The following is a 22,208-nucleotide window of genomic DNA, read 5'->3' on the forward strand; positions in this document are numbered from 1 at the left end:
CCCCCTTAATGGCCAGGCGGGCCGGGCGGCCCGTAAAGAATCTGGAACATCCAGACGAGGAAGCCATATCCGCCGACCACCCCGATGGCGACGACCGGCCAGATGCCGAAGGCAAGCACAAAAAACGTCATCAGCTCGCGGCGTCGACGCCCTGGACCAGCAACAGATGATTGCGCGGATTGTTCAGCCACGTTGCGTCCCCCCAACAACGTTTGCGGAGACAGCATAACGCCTTAAAGAAGAAAGAAAAGAGAAAATTAAACTGCACCTTCAAGATCAAGTTACTTTTGGCCTTGACGATTGATAAATTTCAAATATTTATTCGAACAATTCTAATTATCTACATCTCTAAAATAAATAAAAGCATCGCACTGCATAATCATGTCCTGGCGCAGGATTTAATGCTGCGCCAGGACATCGCCATTGTGTGTGGATTACTGTCCGGCGGCAACCAGCGCGGCATCGAGGCGCTCACGGGCCTTTTTCGGCATCTTGCCGGCCTTGACGACGTCCAGGTTGGCCGGTGCATCGCCTACGACGACGACGGCCACCATGCCCATGCCAAAATGCGGCGGGCATTTGACGACATAGGCACCCGCCTGATCAAAGGTGGTCTTGAACGTCTCGTTCATCTTGCTCTTGAATGCAGGGGCGCCATCGGGGGTCAGGCCCTTCACCGTTTCCACATGGTGGCCCTTGTCGGTCGGCACGAATGTCACTGTGTCACCCGGACTTGCCTTGATGAAGGCCGGCTCGAAGACCATCGCCCCGCTTTCGCCCTTGTTGAGCATGTGAACCTCGAAATCCGCGGCAAGGGCTGGCCCCGTCATTCCCACGAGCAAGGTCGCGGCGCCTGCGAGACCCTTGAAACCTCTAAGCATAACATTTCTCCTTCTTCACCGAACCCGATCAGGTTCCATGAGCGAAGGAATAGGCCGGCGGACATGCCGCCTCTTTGACGACGGTCAAACAACACGCATCTCGGCCGCGTCAATCGCGCGCACCCTCGGCGAGCAGCCGGAGGCCCGGTACATCGACCACTGTGAGCTTCTGCCGGCCCCCTGCGACAAGCCCGCGCTCCTCCCATGCACTCAGTATGCGCGAGACGGTATGAAGCGTCGTGCCCGTCATTTCCGCGATGTCCTGCCGTGTGATCGGGAAGTCGATGCGGATCCCGTGCTCTTCTTGCCGTCCGGCTTGGCGGGAGAGCCGAAGCACAGCGTGCGCAACACGGCGCTCCACCTCTTGCGTCGACATCTCGCGGATTCGCGTGTGGGCTTCCTCCAGCCGCTGCCCGATCGTCTGCATGGCGCTGACGGCGAGGCGAGGGTTCTGCTCGACGAAATGGTTCCACAGATCCGTGGGCCAGCTGATGATCACGCTATCCGTTGCTGCGCGCGCGGTCCCGGGATAATCCGGGCGCTGAAGCGCCTTGGCAAAGCCGAAAAGATCGCCCGGATGCACAACACGAACGATGATCTGCTGGCCGTCTTCCGTTACCTGCATCACCTTCAACCGGCCATGAAGCAAAAGGTAGAAGCAGACCGCCTGCTCCCCTTGCGCGAAAACGACATCGCCCTGCGCCACGCGGCGCGCAGTCGCATGGGCCAGCAGCCTGTCGAGATCCCCGTCACTCGTCCTGTCGAACAGGGCAAGCGACCGGACAACGGTCCGGTCAATCTTCAAAATTGCGTCCCTCACGCGTGAAAGTCACCGGTTTCTATCACGCTTGCCGGCTTGCCGGAAGTTCAGAGCGGAACTCCTCGCTCCCGAAGCGCCTTAAGGAGCGTTGCGTACCAACGCGTATCCCTGACGAGCCGGAAGCCCACATTGTCAGGGGGCACGCCGACCGCGCAGCCGCCGCCCTTCGGATTTCGGACGAAGGAACTCATCGCCGCACGGTGTTTGCCGGTCGCGACATAGATGCCGCACGACGAGACGTCGTTCACCAGCCGCCCGGCCTTGTCGATGTTGACCCGGCGGTTGCAGGTCGTCGTCCATTCCCAGACGTTTCCGGCAAAGTCGGCAAGGCCGAACTCGCTTTCGCCGAAGCGTCCAAGCGGCTGGGGAACGGGATCACGCGACGCTTTTCGCGCCGCCTCGCGGCGATAGTCCGCCAACCAGCGTTCGGCCGGGTTCCTGCTGTCGATATCGACACCGAGGGCATCGTCAGGAAAGCGCCGGCCAGCCGCAAAGGCGAGATCCTGGTCGCTCGGCAGGGTCCAGAGTTCACCGGTACGAGCGCTCAGCCAACGCGCATAGGCCGTCGCGTCATCGTAACTCACCCCGGTGACGGGGATATTTGCTGGATCAACCGGCGCAAAATCCGGCTCGGCCGGTGCACATGTCCCGTCGGCGACGCAACGGGCGTAGTCGTTGGCCGTGACCTGGAATTTCATGATGGTGAGCGGATGCCAGATCGAGACGAGGTGCACCGGACCGTCGACCGCAAAACCGTCCCGAAAATATTCGCTGCTGTCGCGATAGCGAAATGTCCGGGGCGCGATGGTGATCGTCTCCGGTCCCGCGAGCCGAACACCTTCCGGACGGGCGCCGAGGAGGCCGCCTGCAGCGGCGACTGCGCCGGTCAGGACCAGGAGCAGAAGGGCTGGAATGGCAAGGGAAACCCACGATTCGCCGGATTTCGAGGTAAGCGTAGCCATGTGGGCCTCCTTTTGCCTCCGCCGGACAAATCGCCGACGTCCGGACCGGCGCCGATCTCAGGGAACCTGCCGCGCTCGACAGCGCAAGGGACACGCACCCGCAGCACAAGCCGCGGGTGCGTCAGAGCCGGCAACATCGTCATACGCCGCCCGGAGGAACGACCGAGGTCATCAGGTCGTCGTTCCAGTCGCCCGTCACCGTGAAATGTGCGGCCGCGCCCAGTTCAAAGGCCTCGATGAGGTTGTGGTTGACATAGGCGTAGATGCCGGGCTGCTCAAAGGTGTAGAAGGCCGCGCCTGCCGTGCCGCCCGGGATGAACCATGTCTCCTGGTCGACATCCGGTATGTTGCGGAACTTGCCCGTCGCCCAGACATAGTCTCCGTGACCGCCAATCAGGTGGGGCCGGGTATCGCGGTTGGCCTGCGAATGCACGATCAGCACCTTCTCGCCGACCTTGGCCTGGAGGGCATTGTCGCCCGTCAGTGCGCCGACCGCACCGTTGAAGACGATGTGGCTCGGTGTCAGGGTGCGCATGACTTCAAGCGTATCGGCGTACGATTCCCCTACGCTTTCGTATTTCTTGTAGTTTCCATCCGCATCGCAGGGGACGTAGAAGTCCTGTTCGCCGACATAGTATACCCGGTCATAGGTAAGTTCCTTGCCATGGCCGTCGGTGAGGCCCTCGCGCGGCAGCACCATGATAGCGCCGTTCATTCCCGAGGTAACGTGCCACGGAACCATGCCGGGAGGTGCGCAATGGTAGACGAAAACGCCGGCCTTGGTGGCCTTGAAGCGCAGCACCGTCCGCTCACCCGGGTTGACCACGGTTAGCGCGCCGCCACCGAGGGCACCGGTTGCCGAGTGGAAGTCGATATTGTGCTGCAGCTCATTCGTTTCAGGATTGATGAGCGCCAGCTCGACATAGTCGCCCTGGTGCACGACCATCAGCGGTCCCGGAACCGAGCCGTTGAACGTCATTGCGTGGACCTCGGTGCCCTGGTCGTCGAGGATCATCTTCTTCTCCTCGATCGTCAGGGTGAATTCGTATACCTTCGGCCCGCCCTCGGCCTTCTGGCTGTGGGGGTGAACGAACGGCGGTTTGGCAAGCTCGACCTTGACGCGTTCGAGCTTCGCGACGTCGGCTGCCGCGGCGCTGGCATTGGTCTGGATGTCGCCGCCTTCGGCGTGGGCCACCGACGCCGCAATGATAGGCGTCAGGACGCCCGCCAGTGCGGCACCGCCCAGAATGGTGCGGCGTGTCATCTGAAACTGCTCAGTCATTGCATGTCTCCTTGTTGAAAGGACGGAGCGGTCTGTCGCCCGGTCCTCTTCGTTGTAGGAGCATTCGCGCCAGTCTCTTTGTGATGGCTCAAATTGCGCTCCCGAGTTGCTGCGGCATTTTGGCAGGTAGCGATTTGCTCTTTGCCATCTCGCAAAGAACCGACCCCGCACCTCCCCTATGAAGAGCGGACAATTGCAAGGGAGCAGACCAATATGACTGCAAGCCAACTCAGAGTGCGCGTCAGCCGTGCCGTGCCACGCGGTCTTTCCCGCACAGGTCCGGTGCTGTTTTCCTATGGCTTTCGGCCCTTCTTTCTCGGCGCCGGACTGTGGGCCATCGTCGCGATGGCCCTGTGGATTGCGGCGATCACCGGCCGGATCGAGCTTGCCGGCGCCTACGGTGCGCCAAACTGGCACGCGCACGAAATGCTGTTCGGCTTTGCGTCCGCCGTTCTCGCCGGTTTCCTGCTGACGGCCGTGCCGAACTGGACGGGCCGCCTGCCCGTCTCCGGATGGCCGCTCGGCGGTCTCTTCGCCCTGTGGTGTGCCGGACGCATCGCGCTGCTCACGACCGACCTCGTCGGCGTGATTCCTGCCGCCGGCGTCGATGCACTCTTCCTGCCGGCGCTGCTCGCCATCTGCACGCGCGAGGTGGTTGCCGGACGCAAGTGGAAGGATATGAAGGTGCTTGGAGCGCTTCTGGCGCTGGCGATCGCCAACAGCTTCTTTCACGCCGCGGCAATCGATGACGGCCATAACCACGCGGCAATGCGCCTTGCCGTTGCCGCCTATGTGGTACTGGTGATGATCGTCGGCGGCCGCATCGTGCCGAGCTTCACGCGCAACTGGCTGAACAAGTTTGGCCGCACCGACTTCCCGGTGCCGTACAATCGCTACGATTCCGTGGCCATCCTGGCGGGTGCCGGTGCGTTCGCTGCCTGGACGGCTTCACCGGGGCATGCGGCCACTGCGGCCGTTGCCATTGTCGCCGCTGTCCTGCACGCCATCCGTCTCTATCGCTGGCGGGGATGGGCAGTGATGCCGGAGAAACTGCTCGTCGTGCTGCACGTCGCCTATGCCTTCATCCCGCTCGGCCTCCTCGCCATTGGTCTAAGCGCGCTCGGTTTGCTGGAAGAGCGTTCGGTCCTCCATCTCCTGTCGGTCGGTGCGATCGCCTGCATGATGCTGGCGGTAATGACCAGAGCCAGTCTTGGTCATACCGGCCGCGCGCTGTCGGCCTCTCGCCTGACAGTGACTGCCTATGCGGCTCTGATCCTGTGCGCGCTGGTCCGCCCGCTCGGAGAAATCCTTCCTGATGCCAACACCCAGATCTACGCTGCCGCCGGCCTGCTCTGGATTGCCGCCTTCGGCCTCTTCTGCTTCGAATATGCGCCGATTCTGGCCCGCAACCGGCGTGCGTCCCTGTGAACACGAAAACGGCCCGGCTTGTCGCCGGGCCGTTTTCGTCAAGCTTGCATCATCTCCGGCGTCCAGGGCGGCTCGTAGGTCATGTGCACCTCGGCATATTCGACGCCGGGCACGTACCAGACGCAATTGCTGACCGCTTCCTTTAGATAGCCGCTTGCCGGGCAGCCGCGCGTCGTCGTGGTCATGGTGATGCGGGCGATACCACCCTCTTCAACGGTGACCTCGTAGATCAGGCCGAGATCGACGATGTTACGGCCGATTTCGGGGTCGATGATCATGCGCAGCGCATTGCGGATATCCTGCGCGAGCGTGGCCTTTTCCCTCTCTTCCATCGCCGCTATTCCTTCGCGCGACCGACGCGCACGAGGATCCGATAAGCGGTACCCGCGTCATCGAAATTACCGGCCCACTGATGACCGCGCTTGGCAAGTTCCGGAAACAGAAAGACCGGCTCGCGCGAAAGAAGCGCGAAGAGCACATCGCCCTCCTCGATCTTCTCCGTGGCGGCCAGGATCCGGATCATCGGCTCCGGCGGGTCCAGGTCGCAGAGATCGAGATGCAGGGACGGATCGGGCCAGGCTTCAGGAGTGTCGGCGTCGGCCGAAGTCTCGACTCGAGCGATCTCCTTTTGTGGCGTGAAAAGCACCTCCCAATGACCGCTCGCGATTTCGCACGCCTCATGGTCAAAGCCGCGGCCCTCCATGACACGGAAGAGCGGCTGTGGGCGGAACGGTGCAACCAGCTTCAGTCCCTGTCCGGGAGCAAGGTCCCGCACCGCCTGCATGATCTCCTGAAACGGCTCGCCACCGTTCTGCAGGATCGGGCGCACGTCGAGCACCTTCGGTGCAATCTCGGTTGAAACGGGCATCGGTCATCTCCTTGAGAGAGGAAGGGGTAGGAAGAGGTGCGGGCGCACCATGCCATCCGGCGCGCGCAGGTTTGCCGGCACGATGGACAGCCTGCGTGTCCGCATGAATTCCCGCATCAGTGCAAGCGTTGCAAAGAGCTGCAGACACACAGCGCCGCGGAATACATTCTGCGTACCGCAAAAAAGGGCAAGCGTGGCGGCGGCGGCGGTTCCATAGTAGATTCGAAACAGAATACGCGCGACGCCTTCATCGACGAGATCTTGCACACGCGGCACGGGCACCCGGCCGAGGATCGGTCCATAGGCCTCCAACCAGGTCAGGAAGGCGACGATCTTGTACAGTTGGGCAAGCCCGAGCCCGGTCAACCATCCGAAAACGAAGAGATAGACGAGCGCCGCAATATTGTCCCCTGCTCGTATCGCAGGGATGTTAACGAGGAGGATGGAGATGGCAAACGCTATGACCGCGGGAAAGGTCGCGCGGATATTCAGCTCCGCCTGCCTGCGTTTGCGCGAGCGATAGATATGCAAGACATCGCCGCCATAGAGCAGTACGGCCACAAGCGACAAAGCGAGCGCCATGGCGAACAGCAGGAATGTATCGGCAAGGGCGAAGAGCGCGCATGCGATGCACGCCGCAATTAACGCCACCGCGATCGCCATCGCCCACCAGGCGGCGCAGCTCGTCCGACGTTCAGCTTCCGGCACAAGCAGGAACATGGCGAGCAGGCGATAACTGACGCCGACTGCCGTGATGCTGAGCCAGCCGCCGAGACCGAGCGCCGCATGCAGCCCCACGCCCTCGGCCAACAGCCCGGCAAACAGCGCCGCCTCTCCAAGACCGGACAAGGCAAGGGTGAACGCCGCACCGAGGAGGGCTGTCCCCCCCAGGGAGACGACGCCCAATGCGACGAAACGGGCGGGCAGCGGCAGCGGCGCCGCAAGGAGTGTCGCGGCGAGGACGGCAGCGAGGAAGCCGAAACCGAGAAGGAGCATGCCGCCACCGATCGGGAGGAAGACAAGTGGCAGGCCAAGGTGACCGGAAAGGGCAACGAAGCCTGCGACGAGGGTGCCGAGGCCGCCGACGAGCAGCGCGAGCGCCGGCGCCGCGAACCGCCCGCCAACGAGCGGAACGGCGACGAGCACCGGCACGAATTGCAGGAGCGCGCCCGCCATCAGCAGGCTCAGCCAGCCTATGGCAATGACATGGACGAGAGCCAATGTTTCCGGCGCACCGATGGCGACGGCCGGATAACCATACCCCGCAACCATCAGGCCTTGCCCCACGAGGAGCATCAGACAGGCGACGGCGAAGTAGGACATGGTCCAGCGGGAAAGCGTGGCACCCGGCATTTCGTTTCCTCTTCGCCGCGGCCCGTGTTTGGGCACCTCCGGCGGCAGTGCGCAGCGGTTTGCGTCCGCAATTGCGTGAGATCCCTAGTGGTCTGCGCCACAGCAGCATTCGCAGCCGCCGTCTTCCAGCCGGTCGATCTCGACGCGCCAGACCTCCGGCCCCTGTTCCAGGTAGTCCCATCCGAACTGGCCCGGGAAATTCGTTTCGAGCTGGTAATGCAGCGGGCGCGGGTCGTGGTCGCTCGTGATCAGCATCGACTTGCCGGGAAGCAGCGCACCGAGCATGCCGAAGATGCGCGGATGGCGCTCGCGCGGCGGAACCGTACGGACGTCGATGAAGGGCTTTTCCTGGTGTTCAGACATGTTTTCGTGTTTCCGTCCCGACCGCTCCGATGTCGTTCCGCAGGGGCACGGCCAGACCCGACCGGAACCAGCCAACGCTATCCCCGCGTCCCTCTGGCGACTTTGACCATGCGCAAACAATTCGGGAAATCCGGCCGTGATGCCGAGTGCTTGGCTTTTAGCAAAGAAGGCCCCCCTTTCCGTCACTACGCTTTCACCAGTCGACCATAACGGACAGAGGAACGCGCCATGCAAAAGGCCCTGATCGAAAAATACGGCGAGGCGCGATTGCCGCGCTATACCAGTTACCCGACGGCCCCGGGCTTCTCAGCGGCCGTCGGCGCCGGCACATACGGAGACTGGCTCTCCGGCATCGGCCCGCGAACGGAGGCCTCGCTCTATCTGCACATCCCGTTCTGCCGATCCATGTGCTGGTATTGCGGCTGTCACACCACCATTACCCAGCGGGACGAGCCGGTCCTCGATTATGTCGACATGCTGCGAAGGGAGATCGGCCTTGTCTCCGAAAAGGCCGGCAACCGGCTGAACATCCGCCACGTGCACTTCGGTGGCGGCACGCCGACGATCATGCAGCCGGAAGAATTCCGGGACCTTTTAGGCCTCCTGCGCGCGCGCTTCACCTTCACGGTCGGGACGGAGATCGCCGTCGAGATCGATCCGCGAACCCTCGCGCCGGAAATGGCCGCCGTTCTCGGCGAAGCGGGTGTGACCCGCGCCAGCCTCGGCGTGCAGAGCTTCGATCCGGTGGTGCAGAAAGCGATCAACCGCATCCAGAGCGAACGGCAGACGTTGGATGCCGTCGAACGGCTGCGCGGGGCCGGGCTGCAGGGCATCAACTTCGATCTGATCTACGGCCTGCCGCACCAGACCGTCGCATCGTGCATCGAAACGGCCAAGGCCGCGGTTCGCATGCGGCCGGATCGGTTCGCCGTGTTCGGCTATGCCCATATTCCGTCCTTCAAGAAGCATCAGCGTCTGATCGACGAAAGCGCCTTGCCGGATGCGGCAATGCGGGCGCGGCAGGCAGAAGCCATTGCCGAAACACTTGGTGCCGCCGGCTATGTCCGCATCGGCCTTGATCACTATGCGCTTCCCGCCGACGGCCTCGCGGTTGCCGCAAGACGCGGGCGCCTGCACCGCAATTTCCAGGGATATACGACGGACGGCTGTACGACGCTCATCGGCTTCGGCGCCTCGGCCATCGGCCGCACACCGGACGGCTACATCCAGAACGAGGTGCCACCGGGGCTCTACGCCCGGCGCATTTCCTCCGGCAAGCTTGCCACTGCCAAGGGCTACCGGCTCACCGCGGAGGATCGGATGCGCGCCGAGATCATCGAGCGCCTGATGTGCGATTTCCGTGTCGACGTCACCACCATCGCAGCCCGTCATGGCTTCGATGCCGTCCCGCTTGTCGACGGCAGCGCGCGGCTTGCAACGTTGAAAGATGACGGCGTGATCGACATCCGCGGCGGCACGGTGACCGTGCGGCAGGATCACCGGTTCGTCGTCCGGGCCGTGGCCGCTGCGTTCGACGCTTATATCGACCGGACGGCGCGTACGCACAGCAAGGCCGCCTGAACAAAAAGACCCGGCATGGTGCGGCATGCCGGGTCTCTCCTCGCAATCTTGCCCCCTCTATCCGACAAGACCACGATAGATCGCCGGCAGTGCCGCAGGCAGCCTGGCGATATTGCTGACGATGGCGTAACCGTTGCGGCCGAACATCGCCGGCACATAGGCCTGGGCCTCGCGGTCGACCGTCACCCCGAAGACGCTGACGCCGGTGCGGCGCGCCTCCGTGACGGCGCGGCGGCTGTCCTCAAGCGCAAAACGGCCTTCATAATGGTCGACATCGTTCGGTTTGCCGTCGGTGAGGAGCAGCAGGAGTTTCCGACGGTTCGGCTGCTCGCGAAGCTTTGCCGCGGCATGGCGGATCGCCGGGCCGATACGGGTGTAGAACCCCGGCTTGAGGGCGGCAATACGCGCCTCGACGCTACGTCCCATCGGTTCGCCGAAATCCTTGACCGTCTCCACCCGCACCCAGGAGCGGCGGCGCGACGTGAAGGTGAGGATCGAATGGCTGTCGCCGCAGGCCGCGAGCCCATGCGCCAGCACCAGCAGCGCCTCCTTCTCCACATCGAGCACCCGGCGGTTATCGAACCAGGCGTCCGTCGACAGTGACACGTCGACAAGGATGGTGACGGCGAGGTCATGCGCCTGTGGCCTGCTCATCAGGTGGATGCGGTCGCTGCTTTGCCCGCCGGCGGCAAGGTCGCTGCGCGCCCGGACCACGGCATCGAGATCGAGTTCCATCCCATCAAGCTGCGCGCGCAGCATCTCGCGGCGCGGACGCAGCAACTCGAACTGCCGGCGCACGCGACGGATCAGACTTTTGGTTTCGGCATCGACCTTTGGCACCGCTGCCGTGCCGGGCACGGGGGAAGCCAGCACCCGGCAGTGGTCCGGCAGGTAGCTGTCCGTGCGAAAATCCCATTCGGGATAGGTGTGTTCACCGGTCAGCCGCGTGCGGTCGAGCGCTTCCGGCGGCAGGTCGAGATCGAACCGGAAACGGGCAGCCGGCCGGCCCTTGCGCTCGCCGAGTGTCATATCGTCCAGTTCGTCGGCCGCGCTTGAATCTTGATCGTCACCGTCGTCGCCCGGGCGATCCACATTGACCATCTCCGCCATGGCGAGAATCTTCTCGAAGCGATTGAGGATGAAAGGGCTGCGCTCGGTCTTGCTGTTCTCCGCCTTTTCGCGCAGCGCGACGTGCCGCCCGGTCTCCGGTGCCTGCGGATCGCTACCGGTTGCCGGCTGATCTTCTTCTCCCCGACCCTCACATTCCTCACGCAAGAGCACGTCCGGCCAGAGCGGCACGGGCAGCATGGGCAAATAACGCGGCGGCGCGCGATGCGGGAAAATGACGGGTATCGTATCGTCGGTGAGACCCGCACCCCTCTTCAGGAGAGCGAGGATGCGGTTCTCGACATGACGCTCGACGGAAGGCAGCGGTCTTGTTTTGCGTGCGTCGAGTGTCGCCGCGCAAAGCCGCTTGTAGCGCCGGGCAAGACCCGGGAAGGCGGCGAGAACCGCGTTTGCCGTCGTCTGCGCTCGTGCCAGGATGGCGAGGTCACGCTGGAGCGGGTCGGTTTGCATAATCGGGCCAAGCGGCACTACGGCCATAGCGGCAGCCAGCCAGAGATAGAGATCCCGATTGAGCCCGCGATCGGCAAAGAGAGCGATTTCGGCGGGCAACATCAGCGTTGCATGATCACGGCCGGGCTGCACCAGCTTTTCCTCGCCGAGCCCCATGCGCTGGCGTAGCCTGAGGCGGTGCGCCGACGTGCGTCCGCGGGCCGGCGCGATCTGCACCGCGCCCTCTCCCCCGAACCCGCGAAAGCATACGGCGAGAACAGACCGGACATCCTCCAGCCGTATGGCATGATCGGGATGACGCGGCCAGGTGCCGGTGTTCCCGACGAGCCGGTGCCAGGCCCGGCCGACCGTTTCCTCAAGCTCCAGGAAATCCAGCATGACGGTTCCTCAGCGGATCATCGCATCGGCGATTTCGAGGAGCGCTGCCCTGACGTCCGGCTCGTCGGTCAGCGGCTCGATCATCGCCGCCCGCACCGCCTCGCGCATGGCCATGCCGCTATCGACAAGGCAGGCGCAGTAGACAAGGAGGCGGGTGGAAACGCCCTCTTCCAGATCGTGCCCCTTGAGTGCCCGCAGCCGGTGCGCCAGTTCGACGAGGGGCGCGACACGCGCTTCGTCGAGCCCGCTTTCCGCAGCGACAACGGCAATTTCCTTCGGCTTCGGCAGGAAATCGAACTCGATGGCGACGAAGCGCTGGCGGGTGGACGGCTTCAGCGCCTTGAGGAGGTTCTGGTAGCCGGGATTGTAGGACACGACGAGCATGAAGCTGGCCGGTGCTTCCAGTACCTCGCCCGTCCGCTCCAGCGGAAGGAAACGACGGTCGTCGGTCAGCGGATGCAGCACGACAGCAACGTCCTTGCGGGCTTCGACGATCTCGTCGAGATAGCAGATACCGCCTTCGCGTACTGCCCGGGTCAGCGGGCCATCTGTCCAGACTGTATCGCCGCCCTTCAGCAGAAAGCGGCCCGTCAGGTCGGCAGCGGCAAGGTCATCGTGGCATGAAACGGTCGATAGCGGCAGGCCCACCCTTGCAGCCATGTGGTTGACGAAGCGGGTCTTGCCGCAACCGGTTGGCCCTTTGAGGAGCAAGGGAAGCTGGCGCACCCAGGCCTTTTCGAAAAGGTCGCATTCGTTGCCGGAGGGGCTGTAGGCGGGAATTTCCGCACACGCGGCCTCAAACATGACGCTCATTTCCATCTCCAAATCTTATTGAGAAAGTACCGGCCCCGCGGGATGACGAGGCCGGCAGGCACTCACTCGGCCGGTTGAAGCAGTCGAGTGAGGCTGTCGCTGCGCAGGCGGCCCGGCACGAGCACGGCCCAGACAAACATCAATGCCGAGACGAGAACGGCGGCACCCGAGCCGAGGCGGACCCAGTAGAACAGCGCCAGCTGATCCTGCACGGCCATAAAGCTTTCACCCAGCACACGTTGCAGATGCACCTGCACGACACCGGCGAAGGTGAGCGCGAAGGTCATCACCGACATCGCTGTGCACATGATCCAGAAGCTCGCGATCGAGAGCCACTGGTTGTAGGGTGCCCGGCCGCGGATTTCCGGAATGGCGTAGGCCATCATGGCGAGGTTCAGCATCACATAGGCGCCGAAAAAGGCGAGGTGCCCGTGGGCGGCCGTGACCTGCGTGCCGTGGGTGTAGTAGTTCACCGACGACAAGGTGTGCAGGAAACCCCAGACGCCGGCGCCGAAGAACGCCATGACCGAGCAGCCGATCGACCACAATAGCGCTGCCTTGTTCGGATGGTTGCGGCCGGCCTTCCAGGTCATCACGAAGGTGAAGATCACCATGGTGAAGAAGGGAGCCACTTCCAGCGTCGAGAACAGCGAACCGATCCACTGCCAGTAGCCCGGCGCGCCGATCCAGTAGTAGTGGTGACCCGTCCCGAGGATGCCCGAGAAGAGCGCCAGGCCGACGATGACGTAGAGCCACTTTTCGACGACCTCACGATCGATGCCGTTGAGCTTGATCATCAGGAAGGCGAGCACGGAGGCCATGATCAGTTCCCAGACACCCTCGACCCACAGATGGATGACGTACCACCAGTACATCTTGTCGAGCGCCAGGTTGACCGGATTGTAGAAGGCGAAGAGGAAGAAGATCGCCAGGCCCCACAGGCCGAACAGCAGGATATTGATGACCGTGGTCTTGCGGCCCTTCAGCGCTGTCATGGTGACATTGAACAGGAACATCAGCACGACAACGACGATGCCGACCTTGGCGATGAACGTCTGCTCGAGGAATTCGCGTCCTTCATGGATGCGGAACATGTAGCCGACGACCGTAAGGCCTGCCGCCACGAAGAACGTCCAGAACTGGAGAACGGCGAGCTTCGGGCTGAAGAGCTCCGTCTCGGTCTCCTCCGGGATCATGTAGTAGGTGGCGCCCATGAAGCCCATGAGCAGCCAGACGACAAGCGCATTGGTATGGATCATGCGCACGATGTTGAAGGGCAGGAGTTCGGAAAGTGTGTTCGGCAGCACGTAGATCGTGCCGGCCAGAACGCCGAAGAGAACCTGGGCGAGGAAGAGGCCGAGCGCGCCATAAAAATACAGCATCGCGACCTTTTGCGATTGATATTTCATGTCTTTTCTCCTGATCGCGGTTTTCATCCCGCCTCGTTCGGCGGCCAGTTCTGGGTCTTGATCTTGCTCGTCCATTCGAGGAAGTCGGCGAGATCGTTGAGTTCCTGTTCGGTGAGGTTGAACTGCGGCATCTGCCGCCGGCCTTCTGCTCCGGTCGGCTGCGCTGCCATCCAGGCCTTGATCGTCTCGCGCGCGCCCTCCGGATCGTCGACCCCGCCGTAGCGCTTCCACACATTGCCGAGTTCAGGTGCGAAATAAGCGCCTTCGCCGAGCAGCGTGTGGCAGTTGATACAGGCGTTCTTCTCCCAGACATGCTTGCCGCGCGCGACGCCGTCGGTAAGCGTCGATTCGTCGGTGGACGTCGTCCGGATGAAGTAGTGACTGTGCGCCGTGAGGCCTACGAAGATCGAGAAGAAGAAGATGGACCCGCCATAGAAGACGTTGCGGGCCCCGGTCTTGGTAAGGCGCTCTGCCATCCCCTGGTCCTTTCCTTGCCGAACCCCGAGAGCCCGGCGCCAAATCCCGCCGACTGGTTGCAGCGATTCCCTCGCCGGCAATGCGGGACGTCTCGTTCTAGCGAGCGGAGAAAAGCCTTCTTTGCGCATTGGCAAAGAGCGGGGTGGTTCGTCAGCCGATCAGGGCTGCAGTGAGCGTTCGCGCCAGCGCCAGCGCAAGCAGCACCGCCGGCCATGCGAGCAGCGCGGGCCGCATAATGCCGCGGCCCGTGCGCAGGTCCATGAAATCGAGGATGACGAGGCGGCCCTTTGCGTAGGCCATGACGAGCACGGCGGTGATCGGCACGAGAAGGCCTCCGCTGTGACCTCCAACGATAGCCCCACCGACGGCGAGCGTCAGCAGCATGGCGAGGGTGGCGACGAACTGTTCACGGGCCTGTCGGGTCATGAATGCCTCAGGTGAGATAGACAATCGGGAACATCACGAGCCAGATGAGGTCAATCGCGTGCCAGAGCGTGGCGATCATCAAGACGTTGCCGCGCGACGGCCTCCAGGCGACAAGCAGGAGAATGCCGGCGCCGAAGGCGACGTGCAGCAAGTGGAAGCCGGTGATGAGGAAATAGAGCTCGGCGAGCCGGCCCGCACCACCGATGCCGGTGCGGATTTCGATCACGTATTCAACCGTCTTCACCGCAACGAAGGCGAGGCCGCAAAGCGCTGCAATCACGAGCGGACGGCGGACGGAACCGTCACCGCGGCGCACCGCCAGTGCCGCCTGCCAGCCGCTGAAGACGAGGAGCAGCGTATTGACGGCGGCAAGCCCCGGATGGAGATGTGAGCGGAGCAGTGCTGCGCCGTCGACGTCGACCACCGTCATCACCAGGAATGCAACGAGCAGCGCACCGAAAGCGACAAGCTCGCTCCAGACGAGAATCCAGAGCAGAACCGAGTCCGCCCCAGCGCTCTCCCCTTTGCCAACGGCTATGTCCATTTCGCCCATCGTCGCCATGGTTTTCCATTACTGCGAGAAACAGCGAGCTTCTTTGTGCCGGCGCAAAGAGCAGCGAGGCCGTGCGCGGCATCATGCGTCCAAGAGAAAGGAAATCCCGATGACGGATGCGCAGTTCGGCCTCATTCTCGCGGCGCCGATCATCGTCGGCTTTGCGCTGTTGCTTTTTCGCATGGGCGTCCTGCAGGGGGCGGGATTGCTCTCCGCCGCCGGTGCTTCGGTGGTCATTGCTGCCGTGTTATTCTTCGGTCAATAGGAGGTATCATGAGCCCGACGGTCCTGGCGGCCGCCGATATCAGTCGGCTGGAAACACTTCACCAAGACCTGCTCAATACGTGCCTGCGCCTCGAAGAGGCAGCGTGCGAACCCGGCATTCAGGGCGAACTACGAGAGCTCGCCGGAGCAATTCCACCTCTTCTGGAAGCCGTTCACGACCTGGAAGAGCGGTTGCTTTTTCCTGATTTCGATCGCCATGCCGGCTCCTGTTTTGCTGCCATGGCGATCGAGCGCCTGAAGGCGGATCACCGATACGATCGGTTGGCGGCAAACGAACTCCAGGTCGTCCTGGAGGCTCAAGCCGATGGAAAACGCACGCTCGAACCGGAAACGATCGGCCGTATGCTCCAGGGTTTCCAGGAAGCACTTCGTCGCCACATCCAAACCGAAAGCCTCCTCCTTGAAGCCTTGCTGGCCGCCAAATCGGAATCCCGTGAGATCTTCACATGACCGGACTTGCTACAGCACTTCTCGTTTTCATTGCATTACACTCTGTCCCTGCCTTGCCTGACGTGCGTGCCCGTACCGTCGCCATGCTTGGACGACGAGCCTATCTTTCGCTGTACTCGCTTCTATCGGTCCTGGCGCTTGTGTGGATCTTCCATGAAGCCGTGAACGCCGACCATGTGGAGCTGTGGGCACCTGGGCAATGGCATGCTCACGTCACATTCGTCATGGTACCGACAGGCGTTTTTCTCGTGATTGCAGGGCTTTTTAGCACAAACCCCCTTTCGATCACTCTACGGCATTCCGGACCGCCTGGCGCAATCACACACGTCACCCGCCATCCCGTGCTCGTCGGATTTCTTCTTTGGGCGACGGGACACGTCTTTGCGAAAGGCGACGTCCGGTCACTCCTCCTCTTCGGCGGTCTCGGCCTTTTCTCCCTTGCAGGCATTTTCGTGCTAGACCGGCGAGTGCGAAAGCAGCTCGGAACGGAGTGGAACACACTTGCGGCGGCGACATCCGTCATCCCGTTCGCTGCGGTTCTGTCCGCCCGCAGCAAGTTGACCGTCGACCAGGCTCTCCTGTTTGGGCTCCTGGCGTCGACAGCCGTGACGGTCTGGCTCCTCGCCGGCGAGCATCGGCACCTCTTCAGTGCCGATCCACTCCTGCGTCTGTGACGATGACACATCCATTGTTCGCTCTTCGGCCGAGGTTGGTATGCAACGTGTTGCTCTCATAGCCGGTGGCTTTGTTGCGGTCGGCCTCGGATTGCTGGGAGTTCTGTTGCCATTGCTGCCGACAACTCCGTTCCTCCTCCTTGCCGCCGGCCTTTTTGCGCGATCATCGCCGCATCTGGAGGCATGGCTGCTCGATCATCCCCGCCTCGGCGGGCCGCTTGGCGCATGGCGGGCGAACAGGGCCATTTCTCGTTCCAGCAAGCGCGCCGCTCTGATGCTGATTGGCGCAAGCTATGGCTTTCTTCTGTCGACCAGTCGACCCGCTCCGCTCATCGCGGCCGCGGTCGGCATCGTGCTCGCAGCCTGCTCGATTTTCATCGTGACGCGAGCCAATCCGCCTGGAAGCGGCGATGATTGCCAGCACTGATAAGTCCGCTCGCCAGGACGCACTCGACACTCTGTTGGACAACCTGCTCTCGAGTTCGTTTGCTTTGCCGGATACCGCAGCTTTCGTCGACCTGTTCGAAACTTTTCCAAGACATCAAGTCTGTCCGGCGAGTGCATTACGTCCGCGCGCCACCCACGCCGCCCCTTCTCGTTGATGCAGGAACCCATTCGAGAAACGGACACCCGGATAAACGTTCATCAGGTCCGAAACTGCTTCTTCGCCGCACATGCTGCCGTCAAGCGCCGCCCGGTAGAGGCTCGCCACCTTCACCATGTCGCAATCCTGGGGGGAAAGCCGGATGCGGGAAAGGCCCGCCGCCACCAATGGCGCAAGATCGTCGAGCAGAACGACACAACTGTTCGACATGGTCTGCACGCCGTTCAGCACGAGAAAGGATTGCCGGTCAAGCGTGCGAAGCGGTAGGCCGTCCGGCTCCTCGCCGCAGATGAATTGGCAATTGTCCTTTGTAAGGCCCTTGGAACGTGCATGGGCGCAGCGCGCGGAGATCGCGAGCGGCATGCGGCCGAAGGCGAAAAGTTCAAAGGAAAAGCCGGGCATGGCTCCAAGTATTTGCCGAATGGAGCCTGCCGGCAGTTCCGGCGGCAGACAGATGTTCTCTGCCCCACGACTGGCGAGCAGCCGCGCCGTCGCAGCATTGTAGACATTGACCAGCGGGCCGATGGAATGCGACCGCCCCTTGACGAGGGCGAGCGCGGAGAGGTCGTTCACCTCGACCGGATGCAGGCTTTCGCGGATGACGTCGCGGACCTGCCGGCTTTCCCGCTCCAGCGTCACCATGGCAAGTGTCGAGAGCGTCACCTGCTTTCCGGCCGATTCCAGCCGCTCGATCACCTCGGCGACATGCGGCTCGGCGAAATGCTGGCGCTTGGAACAGACCGTCTCGCCGAGCGTGACGTGCTCCACTGGTGCCTCATCGGCAATGCGGAAGTAGAAATCCCGCCATTTCGGCCCATCCCAAAGAAAATAGACCGGTCCGAGACTGAGTGCGGGCTGCAATGTCGTCGTCATGTTTTGTCCTATCGCCAGCGCTTGTCATAGGCGCCCGTCGTCGTGCGCTGGCCCTCGCTCATCTTGCGCAGCCGGGCAACGAGCGCCGCCCGTTCGGCGGGCGCCGCATCGAGCGCCTTCTTCAACGAAGACACCACTTCAGCGACATAAGCTTTGCCGCGCTGGCGTCCCTCGATCTTCAGGGCGGCAACGCCAGCCCGCTTCAGCGCATCAATTTGCTCGATCATATCGAGCGAAACCGGATCCTCAAAGGCATAGCCCTCGACGTCGCCGATCTCGAAGCGCCCCTTGCAGAGGGTCGGATAACCGGAAGCCTCGCCGGGGCCAAACCGGTTGATCGTATATGCGCCAAGTTCGGAGACGAGGTCTGCGCCGTCCTGCCGGTAACGCACATGGCCTGCCGGCGAGCAGACGCCGTTCATGTTGGGCGACTTGCCGGTGGCGTAGGAAGAGAGCGAACAGCGGCCCTCGGCCATGACGCAAAGCCCGCCGAAAGCGAAGACCTCGACCTCGCAATCGATCTGCCGGGTCAACCGGGCGATGTCCTGCACCGTCAGGACGCGCGGCAGCACAACGCGTTTCGCGCCGAACGCTTCGATGAGGAAGCTGATAGCATCGGCATTCGAGGCTGAAGCCTGCACGGAGACATGCAGCCGCTGCTCCGGGTATTTTTCCGAGACATAGGCCATGAGGCCGAAATCAGCGAGGATGAGCGCATCGGCGCCGAGCGCGACCGCGTCGTCGGCGGCGCGATACCACAGGGCCTCGTCTCCCGCCCGCATGAAAGTGTTGAGCGCGACGAAGGTCAGGACGCGCTTGGCTCGGGCAAGCGCGATCGACTGGCGGAGCTCCTCACGGCTGAAATTGAGGCCGGGGAAATTGCGAGCATTGGTCTCGTCGCGAAAGCCGCAATAGACGGCGTCGGCGCCGGCCTCTATCGCCTCGCGAAACGCGGCGGGGGTGCCGGCAGGGCAAATCAGCTCCACGTCGCATCCCTTCCTTCGAGTGCCTTGCTGCGGAGATACCGTGCCGTTCCGGCGACCAGCGGCGAAAGCGGCCCGACCAGCGCGCCGAGCTCGCGCGGCAGGTCTATGGCGCTGTCGTCGAGCGCGTTGCGCAAAGCCAGCATGGCCTCCATGTCGCCGGTGACGCTCAACTCGCGCGAGAAAAACAGCGCATCCGCATCGCAGCGACCCTCAAGCAGGCCGAGAAGCAGCACGAGTGGCCCTTTGATGCAGGCGTCGGCAAGGGGCGCTTGCCCGCGCGAGACGGTCAACGCCCGCGTTGCCGGAACGACCGTGAAGTGCAGCGGCAGATCCGTCGGCGAGAAGCCGTAACGAATCCGGCGATAGTCTCCCAGCCGCTCGAAGAGATCCGGATGAGCCTTCAGCACGCCGGAAAAGATGAGGCGCGCCAGCCGCTCCATAAGCCATACAGGCGCGATATCGACCGGTTTCACGAGGAGCGGCGGAAGCAATGACATGGGACGACCCTTGCGAGAAACGAACACGCGGAACCTAAGGAGCCAAGCGCGGAACGAGTTTGCGCCAGCACAAAGACCGCAGCATTTTTCCCCGGCAAGGGAACGGAATGAAAGCCGATGCCCACATTCCACGCCGCTTCAGCAATCTTCAGGATTTCGTCGCCTTGCTGGAGCGGCGAGGACGGCTTAAACGCATTTCGGAACCTGTCTCGCTGGTTCACGAGGTGACGGAAATTCACCGCCGCGTGCTGGCGGAAGAAGGTCCGGCACTCCTCTTCGAGCGGCCGGCCGATGCGCAAGGGAACATCCAGGCGATCCCGCTTCTCGCCAATCTTTTCGGCACGCGCGAACGCATCGAATGGGGGCTGGGACTCAAGGCCGGCGGTCTGCCGCAGCTTGCATCCTTCCTCGCGGACCTGCGCGACCCGCGCCCGCCGCGCTCGTTGGGCGATGCCTGGGAAAAGCTGCCGTTTCTCAACGCGGCGCTTTCAATGAACCCGCGCGAGACGCAGCGCCCACCGTGTCAGCAAGTTGTCTGGCGCGGCGACGATCTCGATCTTAGCCGCCTGCCCATGCAGACCTGCTGGCCCGGCGAACCGGCACCGCTCGTCACCTGGCCGCTCGTCATTACCCGCGCGCCGGACGACCCATCCGATGTCAATGTCGGCATCTATCGTATGCAAAAACTCGGCAGAAACCGGCTGATCCTGCGTTGGCTGGCGCATCGTGGCGGGGCGCGGCACCACCGCCTCTGGCAGGCCCTTGGGTGCGACATGCCGGTCGCAGTTGCCATCGGCACCGATCCTGCCACGATCCTGTCCGCAGTCATGCCGTTGCCGGACGGCATAAGCGAACTCGCCTTCGCCGGGATACTCAAAAACCGGCGGCAGGAAACGGCACGGGGCGTCACCATTCCGATGCCCGTCCCGGCGAACGCGGAAATCGTGCTCGAAGGCACCGTTTCTGCAAGCGAGGCGGCCGAGGAAGGTCCGTATGGCGACCACACCGGCTACTACAACACCGTCGAACCCTTCCCGGTGATGACGCTCTCGGCGATCACCACGCGCGAAAAACCGCTCTACCTCTCCACCTACACCGGCCGCCCGCCGGACGAACCGTCGCGGCTCGGCGAGGTTATGAACGAACTCTTCGTGCCGCTGGTGAAGCGGCAGTTCATGGAAATCCGCGACCTCTGGCTGCCGCCCGAGGCCTGCTCCTACCGGACCATGGTCGTCTCCATCGACAAGCGCTATCCCGGTCAGGCGCGCCGCATAATGATGGGTCTCTGGTCCATGCTGCCGCAATTCAACTATACCAAGTTGATCATCGCCGTGGATGGCGACATCAACGTGAAAAGCTGGCCGGACGTGGTCTGGGCGCTTTCCACCCGGTTCGACGCCAGCCGTGACCTGTTGGTCGTGGAAAACACGCCGATCGACTATCTCGACTTCGCCTCCCCGAAATGCGGCCTCGGCGGCAAGCTCGGACTCGACGCCACGACAAAGATTGGCGGGGAGACTGATCGCGCATGGGGCCGGGTTCTGACCATGGCGCCGGAGGTCATCGCCCGCGTCGACGCTCTCTGGTCCTCCCTCGGCCTCGGGAACGCGATATCATGAGGCCTGTCCGCGTCATCCTTGGCATTTCCGGGGCGTCCGGTGCAGCTCTCGGTGTGCGCATCATTGAGCGGCTGGCAGCGCTGCCTGGCATCGATACGCACCTCATCGTCTCCGATGCAGCGCGTCGCACACTTGACCTCGAATGCGCGCCCCGGACGCTGGATCGCCTTGCCACGCTCGCTCATCGCCATCATCCGAACAGCGATGTCGGCGCGTCGGTCGCCAGCGGTTCCTTTCCGGCGCATGGCATGATCGTCGCCCCTTGCTCCATGCAGACGCTCTCAGCCATCGCCACAGGCCGCACCGATACGCTGCTGGCGCGCGCTGCCGATGTGCAACTGAAGGAGCGTCGTCGGCTCGTGTTGCTCACTCGCGAAACGCCGCTTCATCTCGGGCACCTGCGCAACATGTGTACGGTCACCGAGGTGGGCGCCATCGTCATGCCGCCGGTCCCGGCCTTCTACCACCGCCCCCAATCCATCGCAGAAATCATCGATCATCTTGCCGCCCGGGCAATCGATCTGCTTGTGCTGCCCGTCCCTCCGCAATCCGTGGCGTGGAGAGGCGAAGCGAGCGACATCGGAAACAACGATTGAGAGAAGCGCCGGCCTCGTCGGGAAATCGGCGGAAAATTCGATTGTACCTCTGATTGTACGTCGTCTCATTGATCAGAAGCCATTTGTCCATTTTCTGCGGCCGATGGACAATGATGCGCCAAGGCTGGTTTTCGAGTTTGCGCCATGCGCCGCAGCAATGAGCAACAATGTCCCCCTAGGATTTGAAGATACGATTGGAGAGCCAGAGGTTTTCGACCGGGGCGAGTTCGGGCGAGTTCGGCGGCGGCGGTAGGATCGTGATGTTTTCGGGCACGGCCAGATTATTGGACATGTGCCAGCCTGCCTGATCCATGATGAGGATCGCATGCGCGTTTTCAGCGACATGGCGGGCGATTTCGGCCGGATGCCGGGTCATGGCGTCGGTGTCGCACCACGGCATGACGAGAGCTGCGGCTTTCCCATGCTTCGGGCAGATTGCGCCGAAGATATAG

At 62.9% G+C, this 22,208-nt stretch carries 26 protein-coding genes and 1 pseudogene; 8 read left to right on the plus strand and 19 right to left on the minus strand.

Annotated elements, in window-relative coordinates; all coding sequences use genetic code 11:
• Positions 1 to 5 precede the first annotated feature (5 nt).
• The 5 genes from napE to nirK form a co-directional block, all read right to left on the minus strand.
• Entirely contained in the window at positions 6 to 191 is a 186-nt protein-coding gene (gene napE, locus LXM94_RS17185; RefSeq protein WP_235772698.1) for a periplasmic nitrate reductase, NapE protein, read from the minus strand.
• A 243-nt stretch (positions 192 to 434) separates the two neighbouring features.
• Entirely contained in the window at positions 435 to 881 is a 447-nt protein-coding gene (locus LXM94_RS17190) for a pseudoazurin (protein WP_235772699.1), read from the minus strand.
• Positions 882 to 990: 109 nt separating this feature from the next.
• On the minus strand, positions 991 to 1,686 hold the full coding sequence (locus LXM94_RS17195) for a Crp/Fnr family transcriptional regulator (RefSeq protein WP_235772700.1): 696 nt from the start codon (positions 1,684 to 1,686) through the stop codon (positions 991 to 993).
• A 62-nt stretch (positions 1,687 to 1,748) separates the two neighbouring features.
• Positions 1,749 to 2,663, minus strand: a complete 915-nt coding sequence (locus tag LXM94_RS17200; RefSeq protein ID WP_235772701.1) for an SUMF1/EgtB/PvdO family nonheme iron enzyme — start codon at positions 2,661 to 2,663, stop codon at positions 1,749 to 1,751.
• 139 nt (positions 2,664 to 2,802) lie between these two features.
• Positions 2,803 to 3,945 carry a copper-containing nitrite reductase gene (nirK, locus tag LXM94_RS17205; protein ID WP_235772702.1) on the minus strand — a complete coding sequence of 381 codons (1,143 nt, stop codon included), beginning with the start codon at positions 3,943 to 3,945 and terminating at the stop codon, positions 2,803 to 2,805.
• Between the two features lie 213 nt (positions 3,946 to 4,158).
• Here nirK and LXM94_RS17210 point away from each other — a divergent pair, with 213 nt between their 5' ends.
• Positions 4,159 to 5,373 carry an NnrS family protein gene (locus LXM94_RS17210; RefSeq protein ID WP_235772723.1) on the plus strand — a complete coding sequence of 405 codons (1,215 nt, stop codon included), beginning with the start codon at positions 4,159 to 4,161 and terminating at the stop codon, positions 5,371 to 5,373.
• Positions 5,374 to 5,411: 38 nt separating this feature from the next.
• On the opposite strand, the gene LXM94_RS17215 is transcribed toward LXM94_RS17210, so the two are convergent.
• The 4 genes from LXM94_RS17215 to LXM94_RS17230 form a co-directional block, all read right to left on the minus strand.
• Positions 5,412 to 5,705 (minus strand): metal-sulfur cluster assembly factor, encoded by a 294-nt coding sequence (locus LXM94_RS17215; RefSeq protein ID WP_235772703.1) that lies wholly within the window; start codon positions 5,703 to 5,705, stop codon positions 5,412 to 5,414.
• A 5-nt stretch (positions 5,706 to 5,710) separates the two neighbouring features.
• A complete protein-coding gene (locus tag LXM94_RS17220) occupies positions 5,711 to 6,241 on the minus strand; it encodes a DUF2249 domain-containing protein (protein ID WP_235772704.1) in 531 nt (176 codons plus the stop codon).
• A 3-nt stretch (positions 6,242 to 6,244) separates the two neighbouring features.
• Complete coding sequence (locus tag LXM94_RS17225) at positions 6,245 to 7,594, minus strand: hypothetical protein (protein WP_235772705.1); 1,350 nt, start codon at positions 7,592 to 7,594, stop codon at positions 6,245 to 6,247.
• A gap of 84 nt (positions 7,595 to 7,678) precedes the next feature.
• The gene (locus LXM94_RS17230; RefSeq protein ID WP_235772706.1) at positions 7,679 to 7,957 is read right to left on the minus strand and encodes a DUF2249 domain-containing protein; all 279 of its coding nucleotides are present in this window, start codon (positions 7,955 to 7,957) and stop codon (positions 7,679 to 7,681) included.
• A gap of 228 nt (positions 7,958 to 8,185) precedes the next feature.
• On the opposite strand from LXM94_RS17230, the gene hemN reads away from it, so the two are divergent.
• Entirely contained in the window at positions 8,186 to 9,538 is a 1,353-nt protein-coding gene (gene hemN, locus LXM94_RS17235; protein ID WP_235772707.1) for an oxygen-independent coproporphyrinogen III oxidase, read from the plus strand.
• Between the two features lie 57 nt (positions 9,539 to 9,595).
• On the opposite strand, the gene LXM94_RS17240 is transcribed toward hemN, so the two are convergent.
• From LXM94_RS17240 to LXM94_RS17265, 6 genes are all read right to left on the minus strand, one after another.
• Complete coding sequence (locus tag LXM94_RS17240) at positions 9,596 to 11,494, minus strand: nitric oxide reductase activation protein NorD (RefSeq protein ID WP_235772708.1); 1,899 nt, start codon at positions 11,492 to 11,494, stop codon at positions 9,596 to 9,598.
• A 9-nt stretch (positions 11,495 to 11,503) separates the two neighbouring features.
• A complete protein-coding gene (locus tag LXM94_RS17245) occupies positions 11,504 to 12,307 on the minus strand; it encodes a CbbQ/NirQ/NorQ/GpvN family protein (RefSeq protein WP_235772709.1) in 804 nt (267 codons plus the stop codon).
• Between the two features lie 62 nt (positions 12,308 to 12,369).
• Entirely contained in the window at positions 12,370 to 13,716 is a 1,347-nt protein-coding gene (locus LXM94_RS17250) for a nitric-oxide reductase large subunit (protein ID WP_235772710.1), read from the minus strand.
• Between the two features lie 23 nt (positions 13,717 to 13,739).
• Positions 13,740 to 14,192, minus strand: coding sequence for a c-type cytochrome (locus LXM94_RS17255; protein ID WP_235772711.1), 453 nt, complete (start codon positions 14,190 to 14,192; stop codon positions 13,740 to 13,742).
• 151 nt (positions 14,193 to 14,343) lie between these two features.
• Positions 14,344 to 14,619, minus strand: coding sequence for a cytochrome C oxidase subunit IV family protein (locus LXM94_RS17260; RefSeq protein ID WP_235772712.1), 276 nt, complete (start codon positions 14,617 to 14,619; stop codon positions 14,344 to 14,346).
• 7 nt (positions 14,620 to 14,626) lie between these two features.
• Positions 14,627 to 15,172 (minus strand): cytochrome c oxidase subunit 3 family protein, encoded by a 546-nt coding sequence (locus tag LXM94_RS17265; RefSeq protein WP_408015659.1) that lies wholly within the window; start codon positions 15,170 to 15,172, stop codon positions 14,627 to 14,629.
• A gap of 109 nt (positions 15,173 to 15,281) precedes the next feature.
• Between LXM94_RS17265 and LXM94_RS17270 the strand changes: the two genes are divergently transcribed.
• Genes LXM94_RS17270 through LXM94_RS17285 form a run of 4 tightly spaced genes read left to right on the plus strand, consistent with a single transcriptional unit; the run spans position 15,282 to position 17,008 of the window.
• Positions 15,282 to 15,437 (plus strand): hypothetical protein, encoded by a 156-nt coding sequence (locus tag LXM94_RS17270; RefSeq protein WP_235772714.1) that lies wholly within the window; start codon positions 15,282 to 15,284, stop codon positions 15,435 to 15,437.
• A gap of 8 nt (positions 15,438 to 15,445) precedes the next feature.
• Entirely contained in the window at positions 15,446 to 15,907 is a 462-nt protein-coding gene (locus LXM94_RS17275; RefSeq protein WP_235772715.1) for a hemerythrin domain-containing protein, read from the plus strand.
• Entirely contained in the window at positions 15,904 to 16,581 is a 678-nt protein-coding gene (locus tag LXM94_RS17280; RefSeq protein WP_235772716.1) for an NnrU family protein, read from the plus strand. Before LXM94_RS17275 ends, LXM94_RS17280 begins: the two co-directional genes overlap by 4 nt.
• A 40-nt stretch (positions 16,582 to 16,621) precedes the next feature.
• Positions 16,622 to 17,008, plus strand: coding sequence for a YbaN family protein (locus LXM94_RS17285; protein WP_235772717.1), 387 nt, complete (start codon positions 16,622 to 16,624; stop codon positions 17,006 to 17,008).
• 114 nt (positions 17,009 to 17,122) lie between these two features.
• Here the strand turns inward: LXM94_RS17285 and ubiV are convergent, their stop codons facing one another.
• From ubiV to ubiT, 3 genes are read right to left on the minus strand one after another with little or no spacing between them, the layout of a single operon-like run.
• Positions 17,123 to 18,058 (minus strand): ubiquinone anaerobic biosynthesis protein UbiV, encoded by a 936-nt coding sequence (gene ubiV, locus LXM94_RS17290; RefSeq protein WP_235772718.1) that lies wholly within the window; start codon positions 18,056 to 18,058, stop codon positions 17,123 to 17,125.
• 8 nt (positions 18,059 to 18,066) lie between these two features.
• Positions 18,067 to 19,044, minus strand: a complete 978-nt coding sequence (gene ubiU / locus LXM94_RS17295) for a ubiquinone anaerobic biosynthesis protein UbiU (RefSeq protein WP_235772719.1) — start codon at positions 19,042 to 19,044, stop codon at positions 18,067 to 18,069.
• On the minus strand, positions 19,035 to 19,541 hold the full coding sequence (gene ubiT / locus LXM94_RS17300) for a ubiquinone anaerobic biosynthesis accessory factor UbiT (RefSeq protein WP_235772720.1): 507 nt from the start codon (positions 19,539 to 19,541) through the stop codon (positions 19,035 to 19,037). Before ubiT ends, ubiU begins: the two co-directional genes overlap by 10 nt.
• A gap of 107 nt (positions 19,542 to 19,648) precedes the next feature.
• Here ubiT and LXM94_RS17305 point away from each other — a divergent pair, with 107 nt between their 5' ends.
• Both LXM94_RS17305 and LXM94_RS17310 read left to right on the plus strand, forming a co-directional pair.
• Positions 19,649 to 21,160: a UbiD family decarboxylase gene (locus LXM94_RS17305; RefSeq protein ID WP_235772721.1), complete on the plus strand. Its 1,512-nt coding sequence runs from the start codon at positions 19,649 to 19,651 to the stop codon at positions 21,158 to 21,160.
• Positions 21,157 to 21,756, plus strand: a complete 600-nt coding sequence (locus LXM94_RS17310) for a UbiX family flavin prenyltransferase (protein WP_235772722.1) — start codon at positions 21,157 to 21,159, stop codon at positions 21,754 to 21,756. The genes LXM94_RS17305 and LXM94_RS17310 overlap by 4 nt, the downstream gene beginning before the upstream one ends.
• A 72-nt stretch (positions 21,757 to 21,828) precedes the next feature.
• Here LXM94_RS17310 and LXM94_RS17315 read toward each other — a convergent pair.
• Positions 21,829 to 22,208 (minus strand): annotated as a pseudogene (locus LXM94_RS17315) (transposase); the annotation flags it as partial.

Origin of the sequence: Rhizobium alarense, assembly GCF_021555155.1 — a bacterium.
Classification (GTDB): Bacteria; Pseudomonadota; Alphaproteobacteria; order Rhizobiales; family Rhizobiaceae; genus Rhizobium_D; species Rhizobium_D alarense.

Excerpts from the sequence above, each read along its gene's own strand:
- LXM94_RS17245 (WP_235772709.1), bottom strand. The coding sequence starts at position 12,307 with ATGAGCGTCATGTTTGAGGCCGCGTGTGCGGAAATTCCCGCCTACAGC.
- LXM94_RS17255 (WP_235772711.1), bottom strand. The coding sequence starts at position 14,192 with ATGGCAGAGCGCCTTACCAAGACCGGGGCCCGCAACGTCTTCTATGGC.
- LXM94_RS17225 (WP_235772705.1), bottom strand. The coding sequence starts at position 7,594 with ATGCCGGGTGCCACGCTTTCCCGCTGGACCATGTCCTACTTCGCCGTC.
- LXM94_RS17265 (WP_408015659.1), bottom strand. The coding sequence starts at position 15,172 with ATGGGCGAAATGGACATAGCCGTTGGCAAAGGGGAGAGCGCTGGGGCG.
- LXM94_RS17305 (WP_235772721.1), top strand. The coding sequence starts at position 19,649 with ATGAAAGCCGATGCCCACATTCCACGCCGCTTCAGCAATCTTCAGGAT.
- LXM94_RS17260 (WP_235772712.1), bottom strand. The coding sequence starts at position 14,619 with ATGACCCGACAGGCCCGTGAACAGTTCGTCGCCACCCTCGCCATGCTG.
- LXM94_RS17200 (WP_235772701.1), bottom strand. The coding sequence starts at position 2,663 with ATGGCTACGCTTACCTCGAAATCCGGCGAATCGTGGGTTTCCCTTGCC.
- LXM94_RS17285 (WP_235772717.1), top strand. The coding sequence starts at position 16,622 with ATGCAACGTGTTGCTCTCATAGCCGGTGGCTTTGTTGCGGTCGGCCTC.
- hemN (WP_235772707.1), top strand. The coding sequence starts at position 8,186 with ATGCAAAAGGCCCTGATCGAAAAATACGGCGAGGCGCGATTGCCGCGC.
- LXM94_RS17210 (WP_235772723.1), top strand. The coding sequence starts at position 4,159 with ATGACTGCAAGCCAACTCAGAGTGCGCGTCAGCCGTGCCGTGCCACGC.
- ubiT (WP_235772720.1), bottom strand. The coding sequence starts at position 19,541 with ATGTCATTGCTTCCGCCGCTCCTCGTGAAACCGGTCGATATCGCGCCT.
- LXM94_RS17270 (WP_235772714.1), top strand. The coding sequence starts at position 15,282 with ATGACGGATGCGCAGTTCGGCCTCATTCTCGCGGCGCCGATCATCGTC.
- nirK (WP_235772702.1), bottom strand. The coding sequence starts at position 3,945 with ATGACTGAGCAGTTTCAGATGACACGCCGCACCATTCTGGGCGGTGCC.
- LXM94_RS17275 (WP_235772715.1), top strand. The coding sequence starts at position 15,446 with ATGAGCCCGACGGTCCTGGCGGCCGCCGATATCAGTCGGCTGGAAACA.
- LXM94_RS17280 (WP_235772716.1), top strand. The coding sequence starts at position 15,904 with ATGACCGGACTTGCTACAGCACTTCTCGTTTTCATTGCATTACACTCT.
- LXM94_RS17215 (WP_235772703.1), bottom strand. The coding sequence starts at position 5,705 with ATGGAAGAGAGGGAAAAGGCCACGCTCGCGCAGGATATCCGCAATGCG.
- ubiV (WP_235772718.1), bottom strand. The coding sequence starts at position 18,058 with ATGACGACGACATTGCAGCCCGCACTCAGTCTCGGACCGGTCTATTTT.
- LXM94_RS17220 (WP_235772704.1), bottom strand. The coding sequence starts at position 6,241 with ATGCCCGTTTCAACCGAGATTGCACCGAAGGTGCTCGACGTGCGCCCG.
- LXM94_RS17190 (WP_235772699.1), bottom strand. The coding sequence starts at position 881 with ATGCTTAGAGGTTTCAAGGGTCTCGCAGGCGCCGCGACCTTGCTCGTG.
- LXM94_RS17250 (WP_235772710.1), bottom strand. The coding sequence starts at position 13,716 with ATGAAATATCAATCGCAAAAGGTCGCGATGCTGTATTTTTATGGCGCG.
- LXM94_RS17310 (WP_235772722.1), top strand. The coding sequence starts at position 21,157 with ATGAGGCCTGTCCGCGTCATCCTTGGCATTTCCGGGGCGTCCGGTGCA.
- LXM94_RS17240 (WP_235772708.1), bottom strand. The coding sequence starts at position 11,494 with ATGCTGGATTTCCTGGAGCTTGAGGAAACGGTCGGCCGGGCCTGGCAC.
- LXM94_RS17230 (WP_235772706.1), bottom strand. The coding sequence starts at position 7,957 with ATGTCTGAACACCAGGAAAAGCCCTTCATCGACGTCCGTACGGTTCCG.